19 protein-coding genes are annotated in these 24,592 nt (G+C 70.9%); 7 read left to right on the top strand and 12 right to left on the bottom strand.

The window, feature by feature from the left end; translation table 11 throughout:
- Positions 1 to 69 precede the first annotated feature (69 nt).
- On the bottom strand, positions 70 to 1,968 hold the full coding sequence (locus tag FB473_RS14850) for an FHA domain-containing protein (RefSeq protein WP_167170491.1): 1,899 nt from the start codon (positions 1,966 to 1,968) through the stop codon (positions 70 to 72).
- A 68-nt stretch (positions 1,969 to 2,036) separates the two neighbouring features.
- On the bottom strand, positions 2,037 to 2,930 hold the full coding sequence (locus FB473_RS14845; protein ID WP_167170488.1) for a MetQ/NlpA family ABC transporter substrate-binding protein: 894 nt from the start codon (positions 2,928 to 2,930) through the stop codon (positions 2,037 to 2,039).
- Positions 2,931 to 3,214: 284 nt separating this feature from the next.
- Between FB473_RS14845 and FB473_RS14840 the strand changes: the two genes are divergently transcribed.
- The 4 genes from FB473_RS14840 (at position 3,215) to FB473_RS18515 (ending at position 6,395) form a co-directional block, all read left to right on the top strand.
- Complete coding sequence (locus FB473_RS14840; RefSeq protein ID WP_167170485.1) at positions 3,215 to 3,973, top strand: cobalt-precorrin-6A reductase; 759 nt, start codon at positions 3,215 to 3,217, stop codon at positions 3,971 to 3,973.
- The gene (gene cbiT / locus FB473_RS14835; RefSeq protein WP_167170481.1) at positions 3,970 to 4,575 is read left to right on the top strand and encodes a precorrin-6Y C5,15-methyltransferase (decarboxylating) subunit CbiT; all 606 of its coding nucleotides are present in this window, start codon (positions 3,970 to 3,972) and stop codon (positions 4,573 to 4,575) included. Before FB473_RS14840 ends, cbiT begins: the two co-directional genes overlap by 4 nt.
- 37 nt (positions 4,576 to 4,612) lie before the next feature.
- A complete protein-coding gene (locus FB473_RS14830) occupies positions 4,613 to 5,308 on the top strand; it encodes a precorrin-8X methylmutase (RefSeq protein WP_167170478.1) in 696 nt (231 codons plus the stop codon).
- 133 nt (positions 5,309 to 5,441) lie between these two features.
- The gene (locus tag FB473_RS18515) at positions 5,442 to 6,395 is read left to right on the top strand and encodes a DMT family transporter (RefSeq protein ID WP_167170475.1); all 954 of its coding nucleotides are present in this window, start codon (positions 5,442 to 5,444) and stop codon (positions 6,393 to 6,395) included.
- A 4-nt stretch (positions 6,396 to 6,399) separates the two neighbouring features.
- Here the strand turns inward: FB473_RS18515 and FB473_RS14820 are convergent, their stop codons facing one another.
- The 10 genes from FB473_RS14820 to FB473_RS14775 all read right to left on the bottom strand — a co-directional run bounded on the left by FB473_RS14820 (position 6,400) and on the right by FB473_RS14775 (position 22,288).
- Positions 6,400 to 7,665, bottom strand: coding sequence for a CbiX/SirB N-terminal domain-containing protein (locus FB473_RS14820; RefSeq protein ID WP_167170472.1), 1,266 nt, complete (start codon positions 7,663 to 7,665; stop codon positions 6,400 to 6,402).
- A gap of 6 nt (positions 7,666 to 7,671) precedes the next feature.
- On the bottom strand, positions 7,672 to 10,197 hold the full coding sequence (gene cobJ / locus FB473_RS14815; RefSeq protein ID WP_167170470.1) for a precorrin-3B C(17)-methyltransferase: 2,526 nt from the start codon (positions 10,195 to 10,197) through the stop codon (positions 7,672 to 7,674).
- On the bottom strand, positions 10,194 to 11,009 hold the full coding sequence (gene cobM, locus FB473_RS14810; protein ID WP_167170468.1) for a precorrin-4 C(11)-methyltransferase: 816 nt from the start codon (positions 11,007 to 11,009) through the stop codon (positions 10,194 to 10,196). The genes cobJ and cobM overlap by 4 nt, the downstream gene beginning before the upstream one ends.
- Entirely contained in the window at positions 11,006 to 11,767 is a 762-nt protein-coding gene (cobI, locus tag FB473_RS14805; RefSeq protein ID WP_167170465.1) for a precorrin-2 C(20)-methyltransferase, read from the bottom strand. Before cobI ends, cobM begins: the two co-directional genes overlap by 4 nt.
- Before the next feature lie 55 nt (positions 11,768 to 11,822).
- A complete protein-coding gene (locus FB473_RS14800) occupies positions 11,823 to 13,301 on the bottom strand; it encodes a cobyric acid synthase (RefSeq protein ID WP_167170463.1) in 1,479 nt (492 codons plus the stop codon).
- The gene (locus FB473_RS14795) at positions 13,298 to 14,359 is read right to left on the bottom strand and encodes a CobD/CbiB family cobalamin biosynthesis protein (protein WP_167170460.1); all 1,062 of its coding nucleotides are present in this window, start codon (positions 14,357 to 14,359) and stop codon (positions 13,298 to 13,300) included. The genes FB473_RS14800 and FB473_RS14795 overlap by 4 nt, the downstream gene beginning before the upstream one ends.
- 26 nt (positions 14,360 to 14,385) lie before the next feature.
- Positions 14,386 to 17,385: a cobyrinic acid a,c-diamide synthase CobB gene (locus FB473_RS18075; RefSeq protein ID WP_243864031.1), complete on the bottom strand. Its 3,000-nt coding sequence runs from the start codon at positions 17,383 to 17,385 to the stop codon at positions 14,386 to 14,388.
- A complete protein-coding gene (cobO, locus tag FB473_RS14785; protein ID WP_167170457.1) occupies positions 17,379 to 17,975 on the bottom strand; it encodes a cob(I)yrinic acid a,c-diamide adenosyltransferase in 597 nt (198 codons plus the stop codon). The genes FB473_RS18075 and cobO overlap by 7 nt, the downstream gene beginning before the upstream one ends.
- A 595-nt stretch (positions 17,976 to 18,570) precedes the next feature.
- The gene (ppdK, locus tag FB473_RS14780) at positions 18,571 to 21,213 is read right to left on the bottom strand and encodes a pyruvate, phosphate dikinase (protein ID WP_167170454.1); all 2,643 of its coding nucleotides are present in this window, start codon (positions 21,211 to 21,213) and stop codon (positions 18,571 to 18,573) included.
- Positions 21,214 to 21,364: 151 nt separating this feature from the next.
- On the bottom strand, positions 21,365 to 22,288 hold the full coding sequence (locus FB473_RS14775) for a pyruvate, water dikinase regulatory protein (RefSeq protein WP_167170451.1): 924 nt from the start codon (positions 22,286 to 22,288) through the stop codon (positions 21,365 to 21,367).
- Positions 22,289 to 22,346: 58 nt separating this feature from the next.
- On the opposite strand from FB473_RS14775, the gene FB473_RS14770 reads away from it, so the two are divergent.
- The 3 genes from FB473_RS14770 to FB473_RS14760 all read left to right on the top strand — a co-directional run bounded on the left by FB473_RS14770 (position 22,347) and on the right by FB473_RS14760 (position 24,471).
- Positions 22,347 to 22,991, top strand: coding sequence for a GOLPH3/VPS74 family protein (locus FB473_RS14770; RefSeq protein WP_167170448.1), 645 nt, complete (start codon positions 22,347 to 22,349; stop codon positions 22,989 to 22,991).
- Positions 22,992 to 23,057: 66 nt separating this feature from the next.
- Positions 23,058 to 23,795, top strand: coding sequence for a TMEM164-related integral membrane acyltransferase (locus FB473_RS14765; RefSeq protein WP_167170445.1), 738 nt, complete (start codon positions 23,058 to 23,060; stop codon positions 23,793 to 23,795).
- Between the two features lie 187 nt (positions 23,796 to 23,982).
- Complete coding sequence (locus tag FB473_RS14760; RefSeq protein WP_167170442.1) at positions 23,983 to 24,471, top strand: hypothetical protein; 489 nt, start codon at positions 23,983 to 23,985, stop codon at positions 24,469 to 24,471.
- Positions 24,472 to 24,592: the final 121 nt, after the last annotated feature.

Here is a 24,592-nt window from a genome sequence, read left to right as displayed (position 1 = left end):
AGCGATCAGGCGACCGCCCGCGGCTCAGCTGGCCGCGTCCGCATCGTTCCCGCGTCCGCCGGTACGTAGTCAGACGGGCGGCAGGAGGACGATGACCTGGCCGTCCCCGAGATCGATCGCACCGCCGACGGCGAGCCCGACCGTCTGCCCGGACTCCAGTTTGACCGGCTGCCCGTTGGGGGGGACGATCGTCGTCCCGTTGGTCGAGTAGAGGTCAGTCACCTCGACGGTCCACTCACGTGGCGCGACGCGCACATGCGTGCGGCTGATGTCGTGGTTGGGGCTCGGCACCCGCAGAAGTTCGGCGTCCAGGTCGTTGCCGGAGTTGGACGGCGCACGGCCGATGAGCACCGGGCCGGTCAACGGCACCTGGTCACCGGTCGAGGTCTGCAGCACGGCGAGCAGCGGTGTGTTGACCAGTTGCGGGTTGTGCGAGTCGACGTAGCCGCCGCAGATGCGGCACTGCAGCGTGCCGGGCGCGTTCGGATGGCCGAGCGGGCACAACGCGGCCAGGACGAGGTTGTTGTCGCTGTTCCGGCCCCCCGCGGGCTTGTGGGTGGCCGCGATGCCCGTGGTGAACACCGTCTCTCCGTCGTGGTCCTCGCCCGCGTCCACGTTGCGACCGAGGGGACGGGGCACCGGCACCGGCGGGGGCACCTGGGACGCGATCGGCACGGACGCCTCCGCCACCGGCATCCCGGCGGCCACGGGTGCGGCGAACCCGCCCGCACCCCAGGGGCCGGTCGTGTTGGGCCGCCCGCGGTAGGCGCTGAACGCATGCCCGAACTCCGCGGGATCCTGATCGGCGGGATCCTGCCCGGGGGCCCACGGGGGACGCTCCCCCAGCACCTGCGTGGGCTCCACGGGTGCCCGCGGGCCGCGCGGAGCCTCGGGACGCGGCGCCGGCGGCTGTTCGAGGCGGGGCTGCGGTGCGAACGGAACCGACCCGAACGACTCCGCGCCGAACGGGACCGACTCGGACGGTGCCTGCTCCGGCTCGAACGACGCGGCGCCGAACGACTCCGCGCCGAACGGGGCCTGCTCCGGCTGCCAGGGGACGTCCGGCTCGTCCACGGGCGAGGGTTCCGGCTCGACCGCCACATCGGGTTCGAGCCCGGCACCGCCCCATTCCTCCGGCAGCACGGGGACGGAGTCGGCGAACGGTTCGCCGGACGCGGGGAACGCCTGCACCGCGTCGGGCTGCATCAGGTCGGGCCGGGTGGAGTCGAGTGGAGCCGGTTCGGGTGGGGCGGACTGGAACGCGGCCGATCCGGCGAGGAAGGACTCGACCGGGGGCGGCCCGAAGGCGACCGGGGGCCCGGTGATACCCGCGATGCCCGCGGGGGCCTCCTCGTCCTCGTCCACGACCTCGAACGCCCCAGGGGTCTCGAAGGCGCCCGCGAAGTGCCGGCCCGCATCATCGGGGGTCTCCTCGCCGATCGTGACCGGCGCGGGGATCCCGGGCGACAGTGCGGAATCCTCCGCCGACACGGCGGGGGCGGACTCATCGGTGGTGCTCGCGTCCAGGAACACCGCCGAGACCTCGGCCCCGCCGACCACCAGGGGCAACTGCAGCAGATCGCCCGCGTCCACTTCGTCCAGCGGCACGTAGATACGGCGTGTCGTCAGGGACGCCTCGTACCAGGTGTGGGCCCCGCCACCGCCCGCGAGCGGCTCGCCCGAGTCGGCGTCCAGAACCTGGATCGCGCCGCGGAGCAGGCAGTGCACCTGCTCGTCGTCCCAGAAGAAGACCGCCAGGTCGGGCATCGAGTCGAGCCCGAAGGACGCGAGCGTCGCACTCACCTGTGTGATCGAGGCACTGGTCAGCAATTGGTCCCACAGGTTCGCGAACAGCCCGGACGCCGCCGGTGGCGCGGGCTGGAGGACGACCATCGATGTGGGCCCGGACAGCGCGACCCAGCGTCCAGGAGTGTAGGTCGCTCGCCATGCGCCGAAGGGGGTTCTCATGCTTTCTAGCTTTCCACGCTAGCCAGCCCCGATGGTAGGCAATCGGCCAGCGGGTCGCCCCGATCGGCTCAGGCGTTCACCGGCAGGACGGAGCCCTGGTAGGTATCGAGGATGTACTTGGCCAGTTCGGGCGACTCCAGCGCCTCGGCGAGTTCCTGGACGCGCGGATCGTCCCTCAGCGTCTTCCTGGTGACCAGCACGTTCGCGTACGGGTTGTCCTCCGTGTCCTCGAGGGCGAGCGCGGAGTTGGCCGGAACGATCCCTGCCTCGAGTGCATAGTTGCCGTTGACGACCGACAGGGTCACCGCCGGATCGTCGAGCGTCGCGGCCAACTGGGGCCGGTCGACCGTGACGAAGGAGATGTTCTTCGGGTTGTCCGTGACGTCGGCCCCGGTGATCCGCGAGTAGTCGAGGTCGGGATCGGTCCTGGCGACGTCGAGCTTGACCAGGCCGGTGTCCTGGAGCAGGAACAGCGCCCGCCCCTGGTCGGCACCGTCGGCGGGAATCGCGATGACCGCGTCCTGCGGCACCTCGGCGAGCGAGTTCACCTTCTTGGAGTACAGCCCCAACGGCTCCATGTGGACGCTGGCCACCACGACGAGGTCCGCTCCCGTGTGATCCTCGTTCCAGTCGTCGAGGAAGGACGCGTCCTGGAAGAAGTTCGCATCGGCATCGCCGTCGTCGACCGCCTGATCGGGGTCGATCTGATCGGGGTCGGCATCTGGGCCGAACTCGGTGCCTTCCTGAAGTTCGCTGATCTGGACGTCGATGCCGTCGAGCAGACCCAGGTTCTGCGCCTCACGGATCAGTTCCGCGTGGGGCTTGGCCGCGGCGATCACGGTGAGGGGCTCGGACGAGGCCTGCGTGGCGTCGTCATCGCTGTTCGACGATCCGCTACAAGCCGCGAACGCGCCCACGAGCACAGTGACGACGACTGCCGTGAGGAATCGGCGGATTCGCATGATGGGTCCTCGTTTCCGGTACTGGTTCGGCAATCGTCAGCCACACCGGTCCGGAGCGACGCCGCCTGCGCAGCCCGACCGCTGCGGCTCCGGACGAGGAGCGATCGGATCCGTCCCGTCAAGCGCTCGCACACCGGCCGACGCGGCACGTTCCACGCACGGCAGGGCTGACACCCATGCCGGAGACATTAATGCATCGCAAGCGGCCACCCAAACCTCGCGTGGCAGGGGTTCCGGTGGCGGATCGGCCCCTGCGCGACCGAGAGTGAGGGCACACTGGCCCCATGGACGTGCTGATCCTCGGCGGCACAGGCCGCGCCCGCGAGTTGGCCTCGACGCTGGTCTCCCGAGGGCTCGACGTCACCTCGTCGCTGGCCGGTCGCACGCGCGATCAGCCGGTCGTCGCGGGCGACGTGCGCGTCGGTGGCTTCGGAGGCACCGACGGACTCGCCGGGTGGCTGGCCGCCAACCGGCCCGGGTGCGTCGTCAACGCCGCCCACAGCTTCGCCGGCACCATGACCCGGCACGCCGCGGAAGCATGCCTGGCCACCGGCGTCCCGCTGGCGCGGTTCGAACCGCCCAGCTGGCAGGCCCGCCCGGAGTCGTCCGGATGGACGTGGGTGGGCGACCACGACCAGGCGGCGGCAGCGGTCGCGCGACTCCCCGGGCCGGTCCTGCTGACGGTGGGACGCCAGCCGCTCGGTCACTACCTCGGTCTCGCGAGCCGCGCTGTGACGGCCAGGGCTGTGGACGCGCCCGACATCGATCTGCCCCCGGCCTGGGAACTCGTCCTGGCACGCGGGCCGTTCCGGCTCGACGACGAGCTGCGGCTCCTCCGGGAGCACGAGGTGAGCGTGCTGGTGGCGAAGGACTCCGGCGGCGACGAGTTGGACGCGCGCCTACGGGCCGCCGGGAGCCTGGGCGTCCGGGTCGTCATGGTGCGGCGCCCGGACTCGCCGCACGGTGTCCCGCTCTTCGGCGACCTGAGATCGGTGGTGAACTGGGTCGGCACGCACCCGAGCAGTCTGGAGACCACCGCATGACCGCCGCACCCACGTTCACGGACCCTGAGGCCACAGGCTGGGGACGCGTCCCCGGGTTGCCGGACGACTGCTTCCGCCACGACGGGCTGATCACCAAACACCCCTTCCGGGCCATCGCGCTCGCCGGCCTGCGCCCGCGTCCCGGCGAACTGCTGTGGGATCTCGGCACCGGAGCCGGGTCCATCGCCGTCGAATGGTGCCGCACGGACGCCACCTGCCGCGCCGTCGGCGTCGAACGCGACGCGGACCGCCTGGCCCGGGCGCGCGAGAACGCGTCCGCCCTGACCCTGCCCGGTCAGATCGAGTTCGCGGCGGGTGAGAGCGCCGAGATCATCGCGTCGCTGCCCGATCCCCAGGCCGTCTTCATCGGCGGGGGCCTGACCGCGACCCTGCTCGCGGCCTGTGCGGAGCGGCTGCCCAGCGGGGGACGCCTCGTCTGCCACGGGGTGACGATCGAGGCCGAGACCGTGCTCGCCGAGGCACACCGCGAACGGGGCGGTGAACTCATGCGCGTCGGGGTCGAGACCGCCGACCGGATCGGGCGCCTGCGGGGCTGGAAACCCTCTCGCAGTGTCGTCGCGTGGACCTGGTCGAAGCCCTGAGCCGAGCCTGTGGCATCGGGCGCCGTATGGTGGGCGCATGGTTCCAGCGACGAACGACCCCGAACCGGGTGAGCCCACCACGGCCGACACGAAGACCGGCTCAGACATCTACCGTGAGTCGTTCCGCATCATCCGCGCAGAGGCCGACCTCTCGCGTTTCCCCGATGACGTCGAGCGAGTCGCGGTACGCATGATCCACGCTGCCGGTGACCCCACGATCGCCCCCGACATCGCCTTCACACCGGGCATCGTCGGCTCCTGCACCGCGGCGCTGAGGGCTGGCGCCCCGATCCTGTGCGACTCGGGCATGACAGCCACCGGCATCATCACCTCGCGACTGCCAGCCCGCAACCCCGTCTGGTGCCACATCAAGGACCCCCGCGTCGCCCGGCTGGCCGCAGAGCTGGGGGGCACCAAGGCCTCCGCCGAGGTCGACCTGTGGCACCGGGAGGGACGCATCGCCGGTGCCGTCGTCGCGATCGGCAACGCCCCCACCGCTCTCGTACGGCTGCTCGAACTGCTCGACGACGGCATCGAACCCCCCGCGGGGATCATCGGCATACCGGTCGGGTTCGTCGGCGCCGCGGAATCCAAACAGGCTCTCGTCGACTCGGCACACGGTGTCGACTACCTCACCCTGCTCGGCCGACGGGGCGGGTCGGCAGTCACCGTCGCCGCGGTCAACGCCATCGCCTCGACCGACGAGCTGACCAACACCAACCGGCTGGACTAATACGACAGATGCCGTAATATCCTCCGGTGACCTCCTACCACGAACGAGCCCGGATCCCCGGGCCGGACGAGCACACTGCAACGCCCTCACGCCGACCACGAGCCACGACCACCACACCCGGGGAAGTCACCGCGTGATCGCCGTCCTCCTCGGGCTGACCATCGGCGTCGGCTTGCCCGTCCAGACGAGCATCAACACGCGTCTGCGACGTTCGGTGGGGTCGCCCTTCGTCGCCTCGCTGGTGTCGTTCCTCGTGGGCACCGTGTTCCTCATCGTCGTCACGCTGGCGGGCCGGCACAGTGTGCTGTTCCCCGCGTCCCTCCTCACCGAGCAACCCACCTGGCTGTGGCTGGGCGGGCTGTTCGGCGTGGTCTACCTCACCGGGAACATCCTGCTGATGCCCCGGCTCGGCGCGGTGCAGACCGTCGTCATGCCGGTGTTCGGGCAGGTGCTCATGAGCCTCCTGATCGACAACTTCGGCTGGTTCGCCGCGGCCACCAGGCCCCTGGCGCCCCTGCGTGCGGCGGGCGGACTGCTCGTCCTGCTCGGAGTCGTGGGTGTCGTGAGCCCGGGTGGCCGCACCCCGGCGCGCGGCGGCGATCCGGCCACCACGGCCCGGGCTCCGGGCGGCGACACTCCGGGCCTGTGGCTGTGGCGGCTCCTCGGGGTGGTCGCCGGCATGTTCAGCGCGGCGCAGACCGCGGTCAACGGGCACCTGGGCGCGGTGGTCGGGTCGAAACTCGAGGCCGCGTTCGTCTCGTTCCTCGTCGGCACGCTCGTGCTGATCGTCGTCGTCGCGCTCTCCCGCACACCGCTTCGCCTGACGCGGGTCGCCGACGCGCCACACCCGTGGTGGATGTGGCTGGGCGGCATCATCGGGGCGGTCTTCGTGCTGAGCAACGTCTACCTCGTCGCGGAGGTCGGCACCGGCCTGGCCGTGATCATCGTGCTCATCGGCCTGATGGTGGGCAGCCTGCTCATCGACCAGTTCGGGTGGTTCGGCGCCAAGCGCAGCCCGATCACCCCGATTCAGGCCGTCAGCCTGCTCGTCATGATCGCCGGCGCGGCGCTCATCCGCCTGTTCTGATCCCTCAGCCCTGGAGAGCCCGCAGGAGTTCGTCGCGCACTCTCGCGCTGCGCCCCGGGTCGCCCTGCCCCAGCACGCCCACCGTGATGCCGCCGGCCTGTTCGACCTGCGGGACGACGGCCGTTCCCTGCCCGGGCCTGTCGGCCCGCACACAGAAGATGCCACGCAACCGGGCCAGCGAGCACACCCGAGCATTGACCTCGGGGTCGTTGGTCAGCGCCGCCACCAACCGCACCTGACCGATGTCGGAATCCTCGAAGCCCCGCTGGGTGAACTTCAATCGTCCCGTCCTCGCCCACCGCGCCACCTGGTTGCCGGCGTTCGCCGCGACCACGCGCACACTCGCCCCCGCCTCCAGGAGCGCCGGGATGTGGTTCTCGGCGAAGTAGCCCGCCCCCACGACCAGCACGTCCGCGCCGCGCAGGTCGAGGCCTGCCAGGTAAAGACCCGAGCCCTCGCCCGCGCCGTCGACACCGAGTTGCTCCAGATACCGGTCGACCACCACGGCCGCCAGTTCGTCGCTGTCGCCGAGCACACCCGCGACCCTGACGTCGACGCCGGGATGACCCTGCGCCCAAGCCTCTGTCTGGTCGCCCAGCCAGGTCTGCAGACGCCCCGGGAACAGGAAGTTCGGCGCCACGACGATGCGTGCCGCCCCTGCCGCGACCGCTGCGGAGAGCGCCTCCGGGACGCTGGGATGGTTGACCTGGATGAACGCGGGCAGCACCTGCTCGGCCCCCATCTCCTCCCAGATCAGGCGCGCCAGCCGGTAGTGCTCGGCGTTCGCGTCCGCCACGACCGCACCGCGTCCCACGAGGACGACCGATGTGCCCTCCGCGTCCCATTCGCCCATCGCCTCGACGATGCGCCGGCGCAGCAGGGCACGCAGCCTCGCGTCAGGGGCCAACGGGCGGGCGTAGGCGATGGGCTGCCCCTCGCGCCCCTTGTCCACCGCCTCGGGGATGTCGACGCGCACATGCCCGCCGGTGTTCATCATGAGCGGGACGACCACGGCACGCGGCCCGTCGGCCCGCGCCTCCCCGTCGGCCCGCAGAGCGGTCGCCACGGCCTCGTCGATGCCGGGGTCGACCAACTCGACGAAGCCCATGCCGACGTAGGTGGTGGGCAACAGAGCCGCGACGCGACGCGCCAGGGCGTTGCAGTGCTCCTGTCCCTCGGGGGCCCGCGTTCCGTGCGCTGCCAGCACCAGGGGTACCTCGCCTGTTTCCGGGGACGGGCCGGGTCCGGGAGTCGATTCGTCACTGATCATCGGGGTTCACTCCTTCGCTCCGGACGGCTCGTCCGCCCGGGCAGTGTGGTCGTCGAGGCGGCTCGTCCGCTCGGGGATCTGTTCTTCAGGAGGGTTCTGCGTGGCGGCCATCCAGTGATAGTCGCGGGGGGTGACCATGCGGAGATCACCGCTGCCGCTGGTCACGAAGCGGGTGGTGCTCGAGCCCACGACCACCAGCGAGTTCATGTCGACCCACTCCGGCTGGAAGTCGGCGAGGGTCGACAGGTGCACGGCCTGTTGCCGCCGTTCGGCCTGCGCCACGACGGCGACGGGGGTGCCCGGCCCGCGATGGGATGCGATGATCGCCAGCGCGTCCGGCAGGTGGTGGCGGCGGGTGCGCGAGCGCGGGTTGTAGAGCGTGATCACGAGGTCGCCCTGGGCCGCCGCCCGGACGCGCTCGCAGATCACGTCCCAGTCGGTGTGCAGGTCGGACAGGCTGATGGTGGCGTGGTCGTGGCCGAGCGGTGCGCCCAGGATCGCCGAGACCGCGAGCTCGGCGGTCACCCCGGGAACGATGTCGACGTCGATGCCGTCGGTGCCCATCTCGAGCGTCGGGCTGGCCATGGCGTAGATGGAGGGGTCGCCACCGCACACGAAGGCCACGTCGTTGCCCGACCGTGCGGACTCGATGGCGGCAGCCACCCGGGTCTCCTCGGTACCCATCTTCGTGGCCAGTACCTCGGCGTACGGGCTGACGAGGTCGCGCACCTGACGCACGTACGGGGCGTAGCCGACCACGTGGTTCGCGTTGCGGACGACACGAGCGGCGCGTGGGGTCAGCAGATCGCGTGCCCCGGGCCCCAGCCCGACGACGTGCAGCCGCCCACGCGCGGGGATGCGTCCCACCGCGCATGTGGCCACCGGGCTCTTGCGCTTGCCGACGACGAGCTGGGCCCCGTGCGCCAGCACGGACGCCTCGCTGACCGAGCCGGTGCCGACCTCCGCACGGACGATCTCGGACGGATTGGGCACGGGCTGAGCGTCCAGTTCCGAGGCCGGGTAGGTGAGGAAGGGCACGCCCAGCCGGTGGGCGAGCTTGACCAGACCCAGCTCACTCGCCTTGAGGTCGACGCTCACGATCGCCGCCAGGCTTGCCGGCGACAGGCCGGCCTCCGCCAGCGTCTCGTCGAGGAGCGCCTGGAGCTCGTCGGTCTCCGTTCCCTTGTTGCAGCCCATGCCCACCACCAGGCTGCGCGGGTGCAGCACGACGGTGGGAAGGTCGCCGGACACCGGGTCGTCCCCCACCGTCGCCTCGTCGGTCACGACGATGCGTGCCACCGGTGTGGCCGCGTCGGGCGAGACGTTCGGCGGCAGCGGTGGCAGCGTCCACGGGTGCCGCTTGACCAGCCGCACCCCACGGCCGTCGATGATCGCACCGGTCACGTGCGCGACATCGCCTTCGAAGCCCCATCCGAGCTGGTCGAGGGCGGGAATGCCCAGCGAGTCAGTGGCTGTCGACACCACCGCCGTGGCCCCGAGCCCCTCGCCGATGCGCCGGGCAAGATCGTTCGCGCCGCCGACATGCCCCCCGACCAGGGGGATCGCGAACCGGCCGGCCTCGTCGACCACCACCACCCCGGGATCAGTGTGCTTGTCGGCGAGCAGTGGTGCGATCAGCCGGGTCGTCGCCCCCAGTGCCAGGTGCGAGACGATGAGATCGCACTCCTGCCAGGCGGCCACGAGCCCCCGGGACGCGGGCATGTCGTAGCGCCGGGTCGTGACGCCCAGAGCGGACTCGATCTCGTCGGCCCTGGTCCGCGACCGGTTGGAGTTGTAGACCTGCCCAATGACCGGCTCGCCGCCGTCCCCGGCCGTTTCCGTCCCCGCCGAATCGACCGTGGCGGAGGTGGCGGAGCCCGCGTTCGGGTCCCCCTGCAGCTGCGGGGTCGTCCCGATCGCCTCGGGGCTCGCCGGATCGTGGTCGAGCACCAGCACGACGTTCGGCTCGGCGATGTCGTCCTCGCCCAGTGCGAGCACCTCGTCGGCGGTCAGGACGCGAACCCGCTGCCCGGGCTCCCCCAGGCGCTCGGCCACCACGAAGTGCTTGCCGCTACCCCCCAACGCGGACGCGAGGTCGCGCACCCCGGCACGCGGGCTGGTCAGCACGCCCACCTTGGGGTGCGTACGGCACACACGCACCGCCGCATCGATGCCGCCCGCGTGGGCGCTGACCAGCTGTGCGTCGTCCCAGGGCAGCCCGACAGCCGCGAACGCCGCCTGGAACGAGCTGATCGCCGGAACGACCTCGACCTCCAGACCCGCCTTGCGCAGGCTCCTGACAACGCCGAACAGCAGAGGATCGCCGCTGGCGACGACCACCGCGCGCCCGCCGGGCGGCAACTCGCGAAGCGCTTCGACCGCGGGCGAGAGCGGTCCCAGGACGACGCGCCGGTCCTCCGGCACACCCAGTGCGTCGAGATGGCGCCGCCCCCCGACCACCAGGTCGGCGGACGCGGCGTCCTGGTGGAGCCGCTCGGTGACCTGGCCGAGATACCCGTGGACGCGGATCACGCGTCGGCCACCGATGCGCTGCGGTACTCGTGCGCGAAGCCGGGATAGTACAGCCGGCTGCGGGTGGCCAGCGGGGTCCCGTCCCCCTGGGCCGCCAGGGCCGGGCCGACGAGGACCAGGGTGTGCTTGCGCAACTGGTGCTCGGCCAGCGTGCCGGCCAGGTCGCCCAGCACGCAACGCACCACCAGTTCCTGCGGCCAGGTGACCGCATACCCCACGACACAGGGTGTCCCGGTCTCGAAGCCGCCGTCCAGGAGTGCCTGCTGCAGTTCGGCGCCACGGCTCGCCGACAGGTAGATCGCCATGGTCGCGCCGTGGGCGGCGAAGGACGCGACGGTCTCGCCGGACGGCATGGGGGTGCGTCCCCCTTCGAGCCGGGTGATCACCAGCGACTGGCTGACCTCCGGCACCGTCACCTCCACGTCGGCGGCGGCTGCGACGGCCGAGAACGCCGAGATGCCGGGGACGGTCTCGTGGGCGATGCCGATGCGCTCGCACAGGTCACGCTGCTCGGCGACGGCTCCGTAGATCGACGGATCACCGGTGTGGACGCGCGCCACCAGCAGGCCCTCGTCCCGAGCACGGACGAGCAACGGCTCAAGGGCCTCCAGGGGCAGGCTCGCGGAATCGACGACCTCGGCGTCCGGGCGGCGCGCCGCGATCACCTCGGCGCTCACCAGGCTGGAGGCCCAGATGATGATGTCGGCCCGGGCGATGATCGCCGCACCCCGGACGCTGATGAGGTCGGGTGCCCCGGGCCCCGCGCCGATGAAGACGACACGGCCGGACGATGTGGTGGAACTGGTGCTCACAGGCTTCCTCCCGTGGTTGTGCGTTCGGGGGTCACGAGGACCGCCGAGAAGTAGGGACGCGGCCCGTCGGGCAGCGTCGCGAGATCGGAGAGCTCCTGGCCGGGCAGCGAGACGTCGACGCCGACCACGCCCTGGCGACCGTGCCGGACGATCTCCTCCCTCAGCTGCGGCAGAGTGCGTCCGGCCTTGTAGATCGTGACCGAGTCGCAGACGTCGAGCAACCTGCCCACCGCCTGCGGCCCGATGGTGGCAGGCACGAGTGCGAGCACCTCACGTCCCTCGACCAGCGGACGCCCGGCTGCCGCGGCCAGCGCCTGCATCGCCGTGATGCCGGGCACCAGCTCGAAGCCGACGGCGGGCATGCGCTCGGCCACGCTGGCGCGCAGGTAGCTGAAGGTGGAGTAGACCGACGGGTCACCGATGGTGGCGAACGCGACCGTGCGGGCGCCGGCCTCGAACGCCTCGATCGCGGCCCGGGCGGACGCGCGCCACGACTCGGCGCGCACCGGGCCCACCCCCCGGCGCTCGCCCATCGAGAACGGGATCCGCCGGATCCGGTCGGCGACCTGCGGGCATGCCGCACAGACGACGGCCTCGGCGCGTCCCTCGCTGCCGGCCGACCCCTCGGTGGCGGGCACGAGAATGACGTCGGCTGCTTCCAGCACCCGGACAGCCTGGAGGGTGAGGTATTCGGGGTTTCCGGGGCCCACGCCGACCCCGATGAGCCGGGGACCGCCGTCCCTGGGATCGTCGCTCACATGTCCTCCTCGGTGGTTGTTCCCCTGCCGCACGCCCTCGCGGCGCGCCCGGTGCTCATCGCGCCAGCCCGAACAATGTGTCGAGGTCGAGTTCGGCGGCCATCGCGTCGGCCAGCCGGTCGATCATGAGCTCGCGGCGCGCCGCGAAACCGGGCCGGTCCGGCTGCGGTGACCAGCCGATCCCCTGGTCGTCCGCCACCCCCGCCAGCCAGGCGCGGCGGAACTCGTCCGACTCGAAGGCGCCGTGCCACATGGTTCCCCACACCGGCCCGCGGCGACAGCCGTCGAGGAAGGGCTCGGCGTCCCCCACGACGTCGCATCGTCCGTGGTGGATCTCGTATCCGCCCACGGGTATCCCCCGCCAGGAGCCGCTCGGCAGGGCCAGCGTCTTGTCGGCCTGGAACGACACCTCGACCGGCAGCAACCCCAGCCCGGGAGCCTCCACCTCGCCGGACTCGACGTCGGCCCGGTCACGGATGTGCTCGGCGAGCATCTGGTAGCCGCCGCAGATGCCCAGCACCGTCCGTCCCTCGCGCGCTCGGTGCACCACCACATCGGCGATGCCCCGCTCGCGCAGCCACACGAGGTCGTCGACGGTCGAACGGCTGCCCGGCAGCACGAGGACGTCGGCGGCGGCGCAGGTCGCGGGATCGTGGGTGACCGCGACGTCGACCCCGGCCTCCTGGGCCAGGGCGTCGACGTCGGTGGCGTTCGAGATCCGCGGGAACGCGACGACCGCCACCCGGATGCGCCCGGAAGGCCGATCCGGCGAGACGGACCCCTGGGACGCGGCCGCGTCGTGCGTGGGCCACCCGCCCAGCGCGAGCGAGTCCTCGCCGTCGAGCCAGACGTCCGGCAGCCACGACAGCACCCCGAGGCACGGCAGGCCGGTGCGACGGGTGAGCTCGTCCAGCCCGGGCCGCAGGATCTCGAGGTCGCCCCGGAACTTGTTGATCACGTACCCCGCGAGCATCCGGCGGTCGGCGTCGTCCAGGAGCGCCCAGGTACCGTAGACCGAGGCGAGCACCCCGCCGCGATCGACGTCGCCCACCAGGACGACCGGCATGTCCATCTCGCGTGCCAGCCCCATGTTGACGTAGTCACCGGCACGCAGGTTGATCTCGGCCGGCGAGCCCGCCCCTTCGCACAGCACGAGATCGTGTGCGTCGGCCAGCTCGCGGTAGGCACCCCAGGCCTGCTCGGCGAGTCTGCGCCTGCCGGTGGCGTACTCCCCCGCCTCCAGCACGCCGTCGGGGCGGCCGCGCACCACGATGAAGCTGCGCCGGTCGGTGCCGGGCTTGAGCAGCACCGGGTTCATCGCCGAGGTCGGGCGCACCCCGGCGGCGGCGGCCTGCAGATACTGCGCGCGGCCGATCTCCGAGCCGTCGGGGCAGACCATCGAGTTGTTCGACATGTTCTGTGCCTTGTACGGCACCACGTCGAGGCCCCGGCGCCGTGCCGCCCGGCACAACCCCGTCACCACCAGCGACTTCCCCGCGTCCGACGATGTTCCCGCGATCAGCAGCCCGGTCACCCCAGGTCCTCCCGTCCCATGAGTCCCCCACGGGCACCTGTCCCGTGTGTTCGTCCCACTGTTCCGCCGGCAGCCACGAGCGCGAGGGTCGCGATCCCCGCGCCGGCGGCCGTGACCAGCCCGACCAGGCGGGCGGCCGCGCGCACTCCGTCCGCGTCCGGGCGCGGCCCGTCGCCGAGCAGCCCGCGCTGCTCCACCCGGTTGCCGTAGTACACGTTCGTGCCTCCGAGCCGGACGCCCAGCGCACCCGCCATCGCGGACTCGCACCATCCCCCGTTGGGGCTGGGGTGGCTCGCGTGGTCACGCATCATGACCCGCCAGGCGCGCGCCGGGCTCCCCCCGACCGCCGGGGACGCCGCGCACAGCAGCACGCCGGTGAGGCGCGCCGGCACCCAGTCGAGGACGTCGTCCAGGCGGGCGGCGAAACCCCCGAACCTCTCGAACCGGGCATTGTGGTGCCCGACCATGGCGTCCAGGGTGTTGGCACCGCGATGGACGAGGATGCCCGGCAGACCCGCGACGCACCCCCAGAACACGGTGGCGACGGCGGCGTCGCTGGTGTTCTCGGCCATCGACTCGACGGTGGCGCGGGCCAACTCCGGCGCGTCCAGCGCTGCGGCGTCGCGCCCGCACAGATTGGGCAGCTGTGCGCGGGCAGCGGCGAGACCCTCACCCGCCAGGTGGTCGCCCTCCTGACGGTCGGCTGCGGCGTCGAGGTGCCGGGCCATCGTCCGGCCCTCGCGTGCGAGGCTCGACGCACCGAGCGCCGCCCAGGTCGTCACGGCCGTGGCCAGGCACTTCGCGACGGGAACGCGGTCGGTGGCGCGTTCGGCACCGATCCCGGCCGCCGCGAGCGGGAGGAGGCATGCTGCCGCGAACCACATGCCCCGCGCGGGGTCGTCACGCCACATGGCCTTCTCCAGGCGATCGGCAGCCGTGCCGAACCACGCCACGGGGTGATGGCGTTGTGGGTCCCGGACGACCCGGTCGGCGGCCACACCCAGCACCAGCCCGGCGGCACGGGCCAGGAGGGCGCTCCTACGGGGGGCCTGTGACAAGGGGCGTCTCCGGCAGCCGGGCATGATCACGCCACCTGTCCCGCGGAGCCCGCGATGCCCGCGAGCGCGGCGAACAGCCGCTCGTGGTCGTCCCTGCCGCGCACGGCGAGCCTGATCCAGGTGGGCCCGAGCCCGGGGAACGTCTCGGCCCCGCGCACGGCGATGCCCCGCCGCGCCAGCGGCTCCCTGATCGAGGCGCGCGCGTCGAGGCTCGAGGTGTCCACGAGGACGAACGGTGCCTGTGATCCGGCCACGACGCCCAGGCCGAGGCCGCGCAGCCCCGACACCAGATGATCGCGGAGCGGGGGAAGCTCCCGCGCCAGGGCCGCGGCATGTGCCCGGGCGGCCGGCGTGCAACAGGCGACCATCGCGGCCAGCGCCGGGGTCGACACCGCCCAAGGCGGTTGCTGCGCCTCCAGCCGGGTGATCACGCCCGGGTCTCCCACGACATAGCCCGCGCGCACCCCCGCCAGCCCGAACGCCTTGGTCAGCGAGCGGACGACGATCAGGCCGGGCAGTTCCTCGGCGAGCAGGCTGGGCCCGCCACCGGGATTCCCGGTTCCGGCGTCCATGAACGCCTCGTCGACCATCACGACGCGACCGGGGCGGCACAGACCCCGCAGCATGCCGGGGTCGTGCAGCACGCCGGTGGGGTTCGTCGGGTTGCCCACGATCACCAGGTCGGCGGAGGCGGGGATCGACGAGGAATCGAGGACGAAGCCGTCGTCCGGTCTCAGGACGACGCGATCGACCGGCCGGCCCGCACGTCTCAGAGCGGCCTCGGGCTCGGTGAACTGCGGGTGGACGACCACCGCGTGCCTCGCGTCGATCGCCCGCGCGACCAGCGAGAACGCCTCAGCCGCCCCGCTGGTGGGGAGCAGGCGCCCGGGCCGGACGCCGTGCATCGCCGCCAGGGCCTCGCGCGCGGGGCCGGAGTCCGGATAGGCGGCCCAAGAGGCCGCGGACGCGACGATCGCACCGATCAGCCAGTCGGGGGGACGCGGAACCCTGACGTTGACGGCGAAGTCGAGCAGGCCCGGCCGCATGTCGAGATCACCGTGGTGGTCGAGGTCGACACCCGAGCCCGGTTCGTCCCTCGGCGTGCCCGCCCGAGCCGAAACGCCCGTCGAGTCTGCCGAAACGACCGTTGAGCCCGTCGAAACGCCCGACCCTTCGACAAGCTCAGGGACCACAAACTCAGGGCCTACCGAAGCGCCCGTCGAGCCTGTCGAAACGCCCGTCGAGCCCGTCAAAACGCCCGTTGAGCCTGTCGAAACGCCCGACGAGCCTGTCGAAACGCCCGACCCTTCGACAAGCTCAGGGACCACAAACTCAGGGCCTACCGAAACGCCCGTTGAGCTTGTCGAAACGCCCGGCCCTTCGACAAGCTCAGGGACCACAAGCCCCGGGTCTACCGAGACGAGCCCGGCGCGCGTCTTCCCGGCCGATCCGACGGCCGCGGCCCGCTCACCTGTCCCCCGGGCGTACTCCGCCGCGGCCTCTGCGAAACGCCCGGCGGCCTGCGGGAACGCCGCCCAGTGCAGATGAAGGTAGCTTGCGTGCACCGTCGGGTGCCCGCACCCCGACGGGTCGAGGCTGAATCCCTCGGCGCGGGGCTCCTCGGCGCCGGGCTGCCCACCGAACGAGCCCAGCCGCCAGGCCGGGGCCTCGTCACCAGGACGCCGACGTCCCTGACCGGGACCGGCCGGCCCGCTCATGGACGCGGCCGGGGCGGCCTGATCGATGCCCGATGGTTCCGGTGAGCCGGGAACGACCCGCGTCCGGTGGAACTCATGGCCGATCACCTGAGTGCCGGCCGCAGCCAGCAAACCCGCCGAGACCGCGTCGGCCCGGCGGTATCCCATGGACAGACGGGGCGTCATCGCGGCGTCGGCCTCGACCACCCCGGCCATCGCGTGGCCGTCGAGCGTCCGGCACAGGTACAGCAGACCCGCGCACTCGGCCACCACGGGCATACCTGCCCGCGCGTGGTCACCGATGTCGGCCAGCAGTTCGTGATTGCCCGCCAGTTGTGCCGCATGCACCTCGGGGAAGCCTCCGCCCAGGTACAGGCCCGACGTGCCGGCGGGCAGGTGGGCGTCGCTCATCGGGTCGAAGTCGACGACCGCGCAGCCCGCCGCCGCCAGCAGTTCGGCGGTCTCGGCATAGCGGAACGTGAACGCCCGTCCACCGGCGACCGCCACCACCGGCGTCCCGGCCACCGGGGCGAACCCGGCACTCGCCAGGGCTTCGGCCGGGTCCCATGGCGTCGCCGTGATGCTGGGCGCCGTCCCGCAGAGTTCGACGATCGCGTCCAGGTCGACGAAGCGCTCGATCTGGTCGGCCAGCACCTGCAGCTGGCCGGACGCTGTGCCGCGCTCCGCCGCGGGGACGAGCCCCAGATGCCGCGAGGGAACACTGATGGCCTCGCTGCGCGGCAGCGCCCCCAGCACCGGGATGCCCACGCCGTGGAAGGCATCGGTGATCTCCGCGGTGTGGCGTGCCGAACCCACCATGTTGAGGATCGCGCCCCGCACCCTGACCTCCGGATCGAAGGCCGCGAGCCCCGCCGCGACCGCGGCATGGGTGCGCGATGCGCTGCGTGCGTCGACGACGAGCAGCACCGGGGTGCTGGTGAGAGCGGCCACCTGGGCGCTGGAGCCGTCCCCGTGACTGCCCAGCCGCCCGTCGAACAGCCCCATGACCCCTTCGATGACGCCGATGTCGGCCGGGGTCGGGGTCAGGGCGCCATGCGCCAGCAGCGGGGCCATCATCGCGGGGCCGCACATGACCGCGTCGAGGTTGCGTCCGGGACGCCCCGTGGCCAGCGTGTGGTAGCCGGGGTCGATGTAGTCGGGGCCCACCTTGAACGCCGCGACCACGTGCCCGCGACGCCGCAGTGCGGCCATCAGCCCCGTGGCCACCGTGGTCTTCCCGCCGCCGGACGCCGCCGCTGCCACCATGACGCGGGGCAGCCGCACGCCGCACGCGCGGACGTCGGGTGCGCTGCCCTCCCCGGTCACCATTCGATGCCTGCCTGCCCGCGCTGACCGGTGTCGAACACGTGCCGCACCTTGACCATCTCGGTCACGATGTCGGCCGCGTCCACGAGTTCGGGCGGGGCTCCACGCCCGGTGATCACCACATGCTGCGTGCCGGGACGCGCCGCGAGCACGTCGACCACCTCGGACGGGTCGACCCATCCGCGTCTGAGTACGTGGTTGAACTCGTCCAGCACATAAAGGTCGTGGGCCTGAACGGCCAGCAACTCGCGGACGCGTGCCCAGCCTGCCCGGGCGAGCCCCTCGGGGTCCGCGTCCGCCTGCGATCGCAGACCTGTCCGGCCCGTGCCGAGGGACTCCCACACGACGGGCCCGCCCTCGCCGGTCTGTTCGTGGAGCCGGCCGAGGGCCTCGAGCGCGGCCCGTTCGCCGGCGTGCCACTTCCCCGATTTCACGAATTGGTAGACGCCCACCGACCAGCCCTGGGCCCAGGCGCGTAGCGCGAGCCCGCACGCCGCGGTGGTCTTCCCCTTGCCGTCGCCGGTGTTCACGATCACGACGGGACGACGGCGCCGCTGCAGCGTGGTCAGCTCGTCATCGCTCGACTCCACCATGCGATCTCCTGGCAGGTCCACGCCTGCGGCCGCGGGTCGCCCAGGCCTGCCTGGGCGAATCCATGCAGTCGTCCTGGCTCGTCGCCGCACCCTTCGGCACGACGACCCACAGTGGCGGGACCGCTCCGGCTTTCGTCCGGATTCGCTGCATGAATCACGTCGATTGTGCCACAGAGCCAGCCGGGCTCGACCGTCAGGCCGCCTGTGCGGTGTTCGCGGCCTGACGGATCACCGTTTTCCCTCGCCAGGCTCCGGGGCCGCCCACCGACACGACCGATCCGGTCACCGCCTCGACGCGATAGCGCCCCGCCCTCGTGACACGACTCCCGCGACCCGGCACCGCTCGTAGCGGCGCGCCCGCATCAGCCATAGCCACGGGACTTCCGCCACCAGCAGCGCCGAGAATTGCGGAAGCTTTGTCACGGCGTGGCCCGATGATCGACACGGCTCGGCCTGTGCCCGTGACACAGTTCCTGCAATCTGGCTCAGCACTCCACCCTTCTCAGCGAAAGGCGTAGTCAGATGATGCACGCCCCAGGGGGCACCACAATTTGAAGGAACTGTGTCACGACGCAGCAGGCCGACAGACGGATCGTTACCCCTCCATGGCCGCCTTGGCCGCAGCGAACCGCGCGATCGGCACCCGGAACGGCGAGCACGACACGTAGTCGAGGCCCACCGTCTGGAAGAAGTCGATCGAGTCGGGATCGCCGCCGTGCTCGCCGCAGACGCCGCACTTCAGGTGCTCGTTGACGCTGCGTCCTTTCTCCACACCGATGCGCACGAGCTGGCCGACTCCGTCGACGTCCACCGACTCGAACGGGTTGCGCGGCAGGACGCCGTCGACGACGTAGGTGCCCAGGAAGCTGTTCTCCGCGTCGTCGCGGCTGATGCCGAGCGTCGTCTGCGTCAGGTCGTTCGTCCCGAAGCTGAAGAAGTCGGCATGCTTGGCGATGTCGTCGGCGATCAGGGCGGCGCGTGGCAGCTCGATCATGGTGCCGATCGTGTAGGGCAGTTCCTTGCCCGCCCGGGCGAACTCCTCCTTGACGACCCGGTCGACGATCTCACGCTGGGTGGTGATCTCGGTCTCCAGGCCGACCAGCGGGATCATGATCTCGACGCCGACGGTCTTGCCCTCGCGCTCCAGCACGGCCAGGGCCGCCCGGATGATCGCGCGGGTCTGCATGGCCGGGATCTCCGGATACAGCATGGCCAGGCGGCAGCCGCGGGTACCGAGCATCGGGTTCTGCTCGTGGAGTTTCTTCACCTGCGCGAGGGTCTGACGCTCCTTCTCCAGGACGACGGGGTCGCCGTTCGTGAGCTCCAGCTCCTGCACCTTGAGGGCCTGCTCCAGGTAGTTGGGCAGGAACTCGTGCAGCGGCGGGTCGAGCAGGCGGACGGTGACGGGCAGCCCCTTCATCGCCGTGAAGATGCCCTCGAAGTCGGCCTGCTGCATCGGCAGGATCTTCTCGAGCGCCGCGGCCCGCTCCTCGGCGTTCTCGGCGAGGATCATCTCGCGCACGGCCGGCAGCCGGTCGGTCGCCATGAACATGTGCTCGGTGCGGCACAGGCCGATGCCCTCGGCGCCGAGTTCGCGGGCCTTGGCGGCGTCGTCATGGTTGTCGGCGTTCGCGCGCACGCCCATCGTCCGCACCTCGTCGGCCCATGTGACCACGCGCTGGAAGTCCTCGTTGATGCGCGGCGGGATGAGCTTGAGCGCCGTGCCGAAGACCTCACCGGTCGACCCGTTGAGGGTGATGACGTCGCCCTCCCCGAACACCTGGTCGCCGATGGCCAGCGTCTTGGCGTCCGTGTCGATCCTGATCGAGGTGGCCCCGGCCACGCACGGCTTGCCGAAGCCGCGGGCCACCACGGCCGCGTGGCTGGTCATGCCGCCGTGGGCGGTCAGCACGCCTTGGGCCTGGAGCACGCCGTGGATGTCGTCGGGAGTGGTCTCGAAGCGGACGAGGACGACCGCCTCGCCGTTCTCGCCCTTCTCGGCAGCGGTATCGGCGTCGAACACCAGACCGCCGACGGCCGCACCGGGGGACGCGGGCAGGCCCTTGGTGAGGGGCTTGGTGGTGTTGGCCGGGTCGATGGCCGGGTGCAGCAGCTGGTCGAGCTGTGCGGGCTCGATGCGGCGCAGTGCCTCGTGCTTGTCGATGACGCCCTCGTCCACGAGGTCGGAGGCGATCTTGAGCGCGGCTGCGGCGGTGCGCTTGCCGTTGCGCGTCTGCAGCATGTAGAGCTTGCCGTTCTCGATGGTGAACTCGAGATCCTGCATGTCCCTGTAGTGGGCCTCCAGCCGCGCCATGGTGGCCAGGAGTTCACGGTAGGCGTCGGGCAGCACGGACTCCATCTCGGCCAGGTGGCGCGGGGTGCGGATGCCGGCGACGACGTCCTCGCCCTGGGCGTTGACCAGGAATTCGCCGTACAAACCCTTCTCACCGGTGGACGGGTTGCGGGTGAAGCAGACGCCGGTGGCCGAGGTGTCTCCGCGGTTGCCGAAGACCATCTGCATGACGTTGACGGCGGTGCCGAGATCGCGGGAGATGTTGTTGGCCTTGCGGTAGACCTCCGCACGCGGGTTGCCCCAGCTACGGAACACGGCGTCGACCGCGCGGTAGAGCTGCTCGACCGGGTCGGTCGTCCACTCGCCGCCGAGTGCCTCGTTGGAGATCTCCTTGAACTCCGCGACGAGTTCCTTGAGGTCGTCGGCAGTCAGGTCGGTGTCCTGCGCGGCGCCCTTCTCGGCCTTCTTCGCCGACAGCGCGTCCTCGTACAGGTGCGCGGAGACTCCCTCGACGACCTCGCCGTACATCTGGATGAAACGCCGGTAGCAGTCCCAGGCGAACCTCTCGTTACCCGCCTCGGCGGCGACGGCCTCGACCGTGTCGTCGCTGATCCCCAGGTTGAGGATGGTGTCCATCATGCCGGGCATCGAGACGACCGCACCGGAGCGCACCGACACCAGCAGGGGCTTGTCATGGCCACCGAGCGTGCGTCCCGTACGTTCCTCGAAACGCCTCAGTCCTTCGGCGATCTGCTCCTTGAGGCCCTCGGGCCACTGCCCGTCGTTGTTCATGGTCTGGACGCAGGCCTGCGTCGTCACGGTGAACCCATCGGGAACGGGCACACCCAACCGCATCATCTCCGCCACCCCGGCACCCTTTCCGCCGAGGATCGACCTCATCGAGGCGTCACCCTCGGAAAGGTCGTAGATGTATTTGTCAGCCACTGCTTGATCTCCTTTGACTAGCAATTCGCGCGGGGCGCGGACCCCCGTGTCCCGACCTCAGCCCCCACGCTGGGGCTTTTTCATAGATCCTATTCTGCCCGGCCAGGGAACCGGGAAGAAGCGGGGCCCGCCGAACGGCCCACGCGCACATCTACGGCGCGATCTTCATGCTACCGGCGGGACGACGAAGATGAGTGCCCGCCCGTCTAGCACGCTGTTCCACGATCTCGGTCACCCGGGACGCCGCCTCCTCCAGCGCCAGCCCGGTGGTGTCGATCACCGGGCAGCCGAGGGAGCGCTGGATGCGCCCCACTTCGTCCAACTCGTCGTAGATCTTGACGAGATCGGCATAGCCGCCGTCCTTGGTGCCGTAGCCACCCAGCGATTTGGCTCGGCGGTTGCGGATCTGCAGGAGCCTCTCGGCATCGATGGTGAGCCCGACGATGCGCCAGCGATCGATCCGGAACAGTTCCGGCGGCGGGGCGATGCCCGGCACCAGCGGCACGTTGACGGTCTTGTAGCCGACGTATCCCAGGTAGAGCGACAGCGGGGTCTTGCCCGAACGTGAAGCCCCGACCAGACAGATGTCGCATTCGTGCAGCGCCCCGGGCATGACGCCGTCGTCGTTGCGCACGGCGAACTCCATGGCGCTGATGCGGTCGAAGTAGTCGGCCTCCACGCCGACCGGACGCGCCACGGCGCCGTCCGGCTCGGTGCCCGTCGCGTCCTCGAACGCCCGCAGGGTGTCGCGGAACAGGTCGGCATGGGGTATCTGCTTGTCGGCGCAGTAGCGCTCGACCATGCCGGCCATGGGTTCCTTCACCAGGGTGTAGAGGACGACCAGCCTGCATCCCCCAGATGCCTCCAGGGCTCCGCTGATGGCGTCGAACACCCCGAGGAGCGCGTCCGAGTCCTTGACGCGCGGGTGGCGGACGATCGAGAACGACGTGGCGGGAAACTGCGCCTGGGCCGCACGGGCCAGCCGTGCCGCCGTCTCACCGGAGCTGTCGGCGATGACGTGGATCTGCATCTGACTGCCCGGTGCCGGGTGTCCTGGAGCCGGATTGCCTGACATGGCGCGAGGCTACACGATGGTTCCCCTGCCGGTGCGGGGCCGTGGGTATCGTTGGCCCATGGTGATCGCCGAGGATCTCTTCCTGCTGCTGACCCAGTCCTCGGGCGCCTCCGAGATCGACGCCACGTATCGCGACTACGCCCTCACCGCGGCTGCGGTCACCGATCTCGTGGCGGACGAGCGGGTCTGGCTGTCGCGCGACAAGGAACCGCTCGTCAATGTGCTCAGCGACCGGCCCGTCGGGCATCCCGTCCTGGACGACGTGCTGGCGCGTGTGGCCCGCCTGAACAGGCGCCGTCTCTCGACGCTGTTCGACAGCGGCGGCAGGACCGCGTTTGTCACCGGGCAGCATCTCGCCACCATCGGCGTCGTCCGCGCCGAGAAGACCTTCTGGCAAGGGTGGCGGTTCCCCGAGGTCGATCCCCGCCCCGAGCAGCTCGTTCGCCTACGCCTGACGTCGGTGCTGCGGGGGGACGCCGGGGCCACCGACCAGGAGATGGCACTGCTGGCCCTTCTGGACGCCACCGAGGCGACTCCGAACGTGCTGCGCGCCGAGGTGGGAGACCTGGGCAACAAGGAGATACATCGGCGCATCGGGCAGATCACCCAGGCCCACCCGGCGGGCGCGGCGGTCAGGCAGGCCATCGAGGCCGCCACCGCGGTGATGGTCGCCACGATCATCGTGCCGGGCATCGTCACCTGAGGGCCACGATTCCCGGTGGGCGAGTGACACGGAGGCTCACGCGTCCCGATCTCCTACCCTGGCCGGGTGGATTCCTCGTGGGACGCCGGCACCCCCTACATCACCTTGTTCGGGCCCGATCACCTCGCCTACATCGCCGGACTGCTGATCGTGCTCGCGGCCCTGCTGACCGGGCGCAGCTGGGTGCGACGACATGCCACCGGGCTGCGCCGGGCGATCCTGGGGCTCTCGGTGGCGCAGTTCACCGGGTTGTACCTGTGGTACTTCCTCGAGACCGGCTTCGACGTGGCCGAGGCACTGCCGCTGCACATCTCGCGGACGACGACGATCCTGGGGCTGGTGTTCCTGATCACCCGGCGGCCCGCCTGGCTGAACGTGCAGTTCTTCTTCGGCCTGTTCGCCTACGCCACGTTCGTCCTGCCCTCGAAGATCTATCCCGTGACCCACGTGATCGGGTGGTCGTTCTTCGTCTCGCACACGATCAACATCGCGCTGCCGATCTTCGCGGGCATCGCGTGGGGGTGGCGTCCAACCGTGCGCGGCCTGTGGAAGGCCTACGGCTGGTTCCTCGTCTACTTCGTCGCCGCCGTCGTGGTGAACCGGCTCGTGGGAGGCAACTACTTCTATCTGCGCGATCGCCCGCTGCTGAAATCGCTGCCGAGCCCCTGGTACGAGCTCGGCGCCCTGGCGGCGACCCTGGCCATCTTCTGGATCGGCTACGGCGTCTCGCGGCTCGCGGGACCGGGTGCGCGGGCCGACGAAGGCTCGGAACCCCTCGACGTGGGCATGTCACGCATCGCCTGAGACGCCGGCATGTCACACACCGCCCGATGGCCGTGGGCCGTATCGTGACGAGGAAAGCCACGACCGGACGCGCGGTGGCCCGGGAGCTGTCGTCATTGCTGTGGAATCCTGCTCGTTCGCATCCGACAGCGTCCCGGGGCACCTGTCGTTCATGCGGCCCGTTCTACCGCTATCCATAGAGGTCACGATGAACAACGAGAAGCCGACCCCTTGGCGCAATCCTCTACGGGAATATGTCGATGGCTTCGAAGGTGACGTCTTCTTCACTCGCGAAGCCCTGAGCGGCATGAGTCACGGCAGCGGCCAAGACGCCACCGGAGATCCGTCCTCACGATTCGTCCTGGTGGAAAGCACATACCTCCGCGACGGACGACTCGTGTACATCGGCAACCAGTGCGGCGGCTTCACCGATCCATCCGAGTTGGCCGGACACGCGTTCTCCATGGCGTGGACGTGGCAGCATGAGCCATCCGAGAGCGTCAAGCCGCTGATTCACATGCTGAACCGGCTGCGCAACGCGGGGTCGCACATCGTGTCGATTGCCGGCGACATGTACCCCGTGGTCAGCTACGAATGCGAACTGGGCGTCGCGCGGGTCTTCGTCGACCGGAAAGGTGCGGGCCACATGGTGTACGGGGTGGAGCCGGAGCACCTCGAGCTCATCGTCATCGACTGACAGGGTGGTTCCTGCGGCCCGCGTGAGGCTTGGTGCCGCTCGTTTACGCGAGCCGCGTGTTCTTCACGCGGGTGCGACGCCCTCAGGCGGGTGGTACACGGTCCGCCTGAGTTTTACGGCG

The sequence above is a fragment of the Brooklawnia cerclae genome, assembly GCF_011758645.1.
GTDB classification, from domain to species: Bacteria; Actinomycetota; Actinomycetes; order Propionibacteriales; family Propionibacteriaceae; genus Brooklawnia; species Brooklawnia cerclae.
This window is presented reverse-complemented; position numbering and strand designations above follow the sequence as displayed.

Bases quoted from the DNA above. Each gene is read 5' to 3' on its own strand.
- FB473_RS14850 (WP_167170491.1), bottom strand. From the start codon at position 1,968: ATGAGAACCCCCTTCGGCGCATGGCGAGCGACCTACACTCCTGGACGC.
- FB473_RS14845 (WP_167170488.1), bottom strand. From the start codon at position 2,930: ATGCGAATCCGCCGATTCCTCACGGCAGTCGTCGTCACTGTGCTCGTG.
- FB473_RS14840 (WP_167170485.1), top strand. From the start codon at position 3,215: ATGGACGTGCTGATCCTCGGCGGCACAGGCCGCGCCCGCGAGTTGGCC.
- cbiT (WP_167170481.1), top strand. From the start codon at position 3,970: ATGACCGCCGCACCCACGTTCACGGACCCTGAGGCCACAGGCTGGGGA.
- FB473_RS14830 (WP_167170478.1), top strand. From the start codon at position 4,613: ATGGTTCCAGCGACGAACGACCCCGAACCGGGTGAGCCCACCACGGCC.
- FB473_RS14820 (WP_167170472.1), bottom strand. From the start codon at position 7,665: ATGATCAGTGACGAATCGACTCCCGGACCCGGCCCGTCCCCGGAAACA.
- FB473_RS18075 (WP_243864031.1), bottom strand. From the start codon at position 17,385: ATGGTGACCGGGGAGGGCAGCGCACCCGACGTCCGCGCGTGCGGCGTG.
- cobO (WP_167170457.1), bottom strand. From the start codon at position 17,975: ATGGTGGAGTCGAGCGATGACGAGCTGACCACGCTGCAGCGGCGCCGT.
- FB473_RS14775 (WP_167170451.1), bottom strand. From the start codon at position 22,288: ATGTCAGGCAATCCGGCTCCAGGACACCCGGCACCGGGCAGTCAGATG.
- FB473_RS14770 (WP_167170448.1), top strand. From the start codon at position 22,347: ATGGTGATCGCCGAGGATCTCTTCCTGCTGCTGACCCAGTCCTCGGGC.
- FB473_RS14760 (WP_167170442.1), top strand. From the start codon at position 23,983: ATGAACAACGAGAAGCCGACCCCTTGGCGCAATCCTCTACGGGAATAT.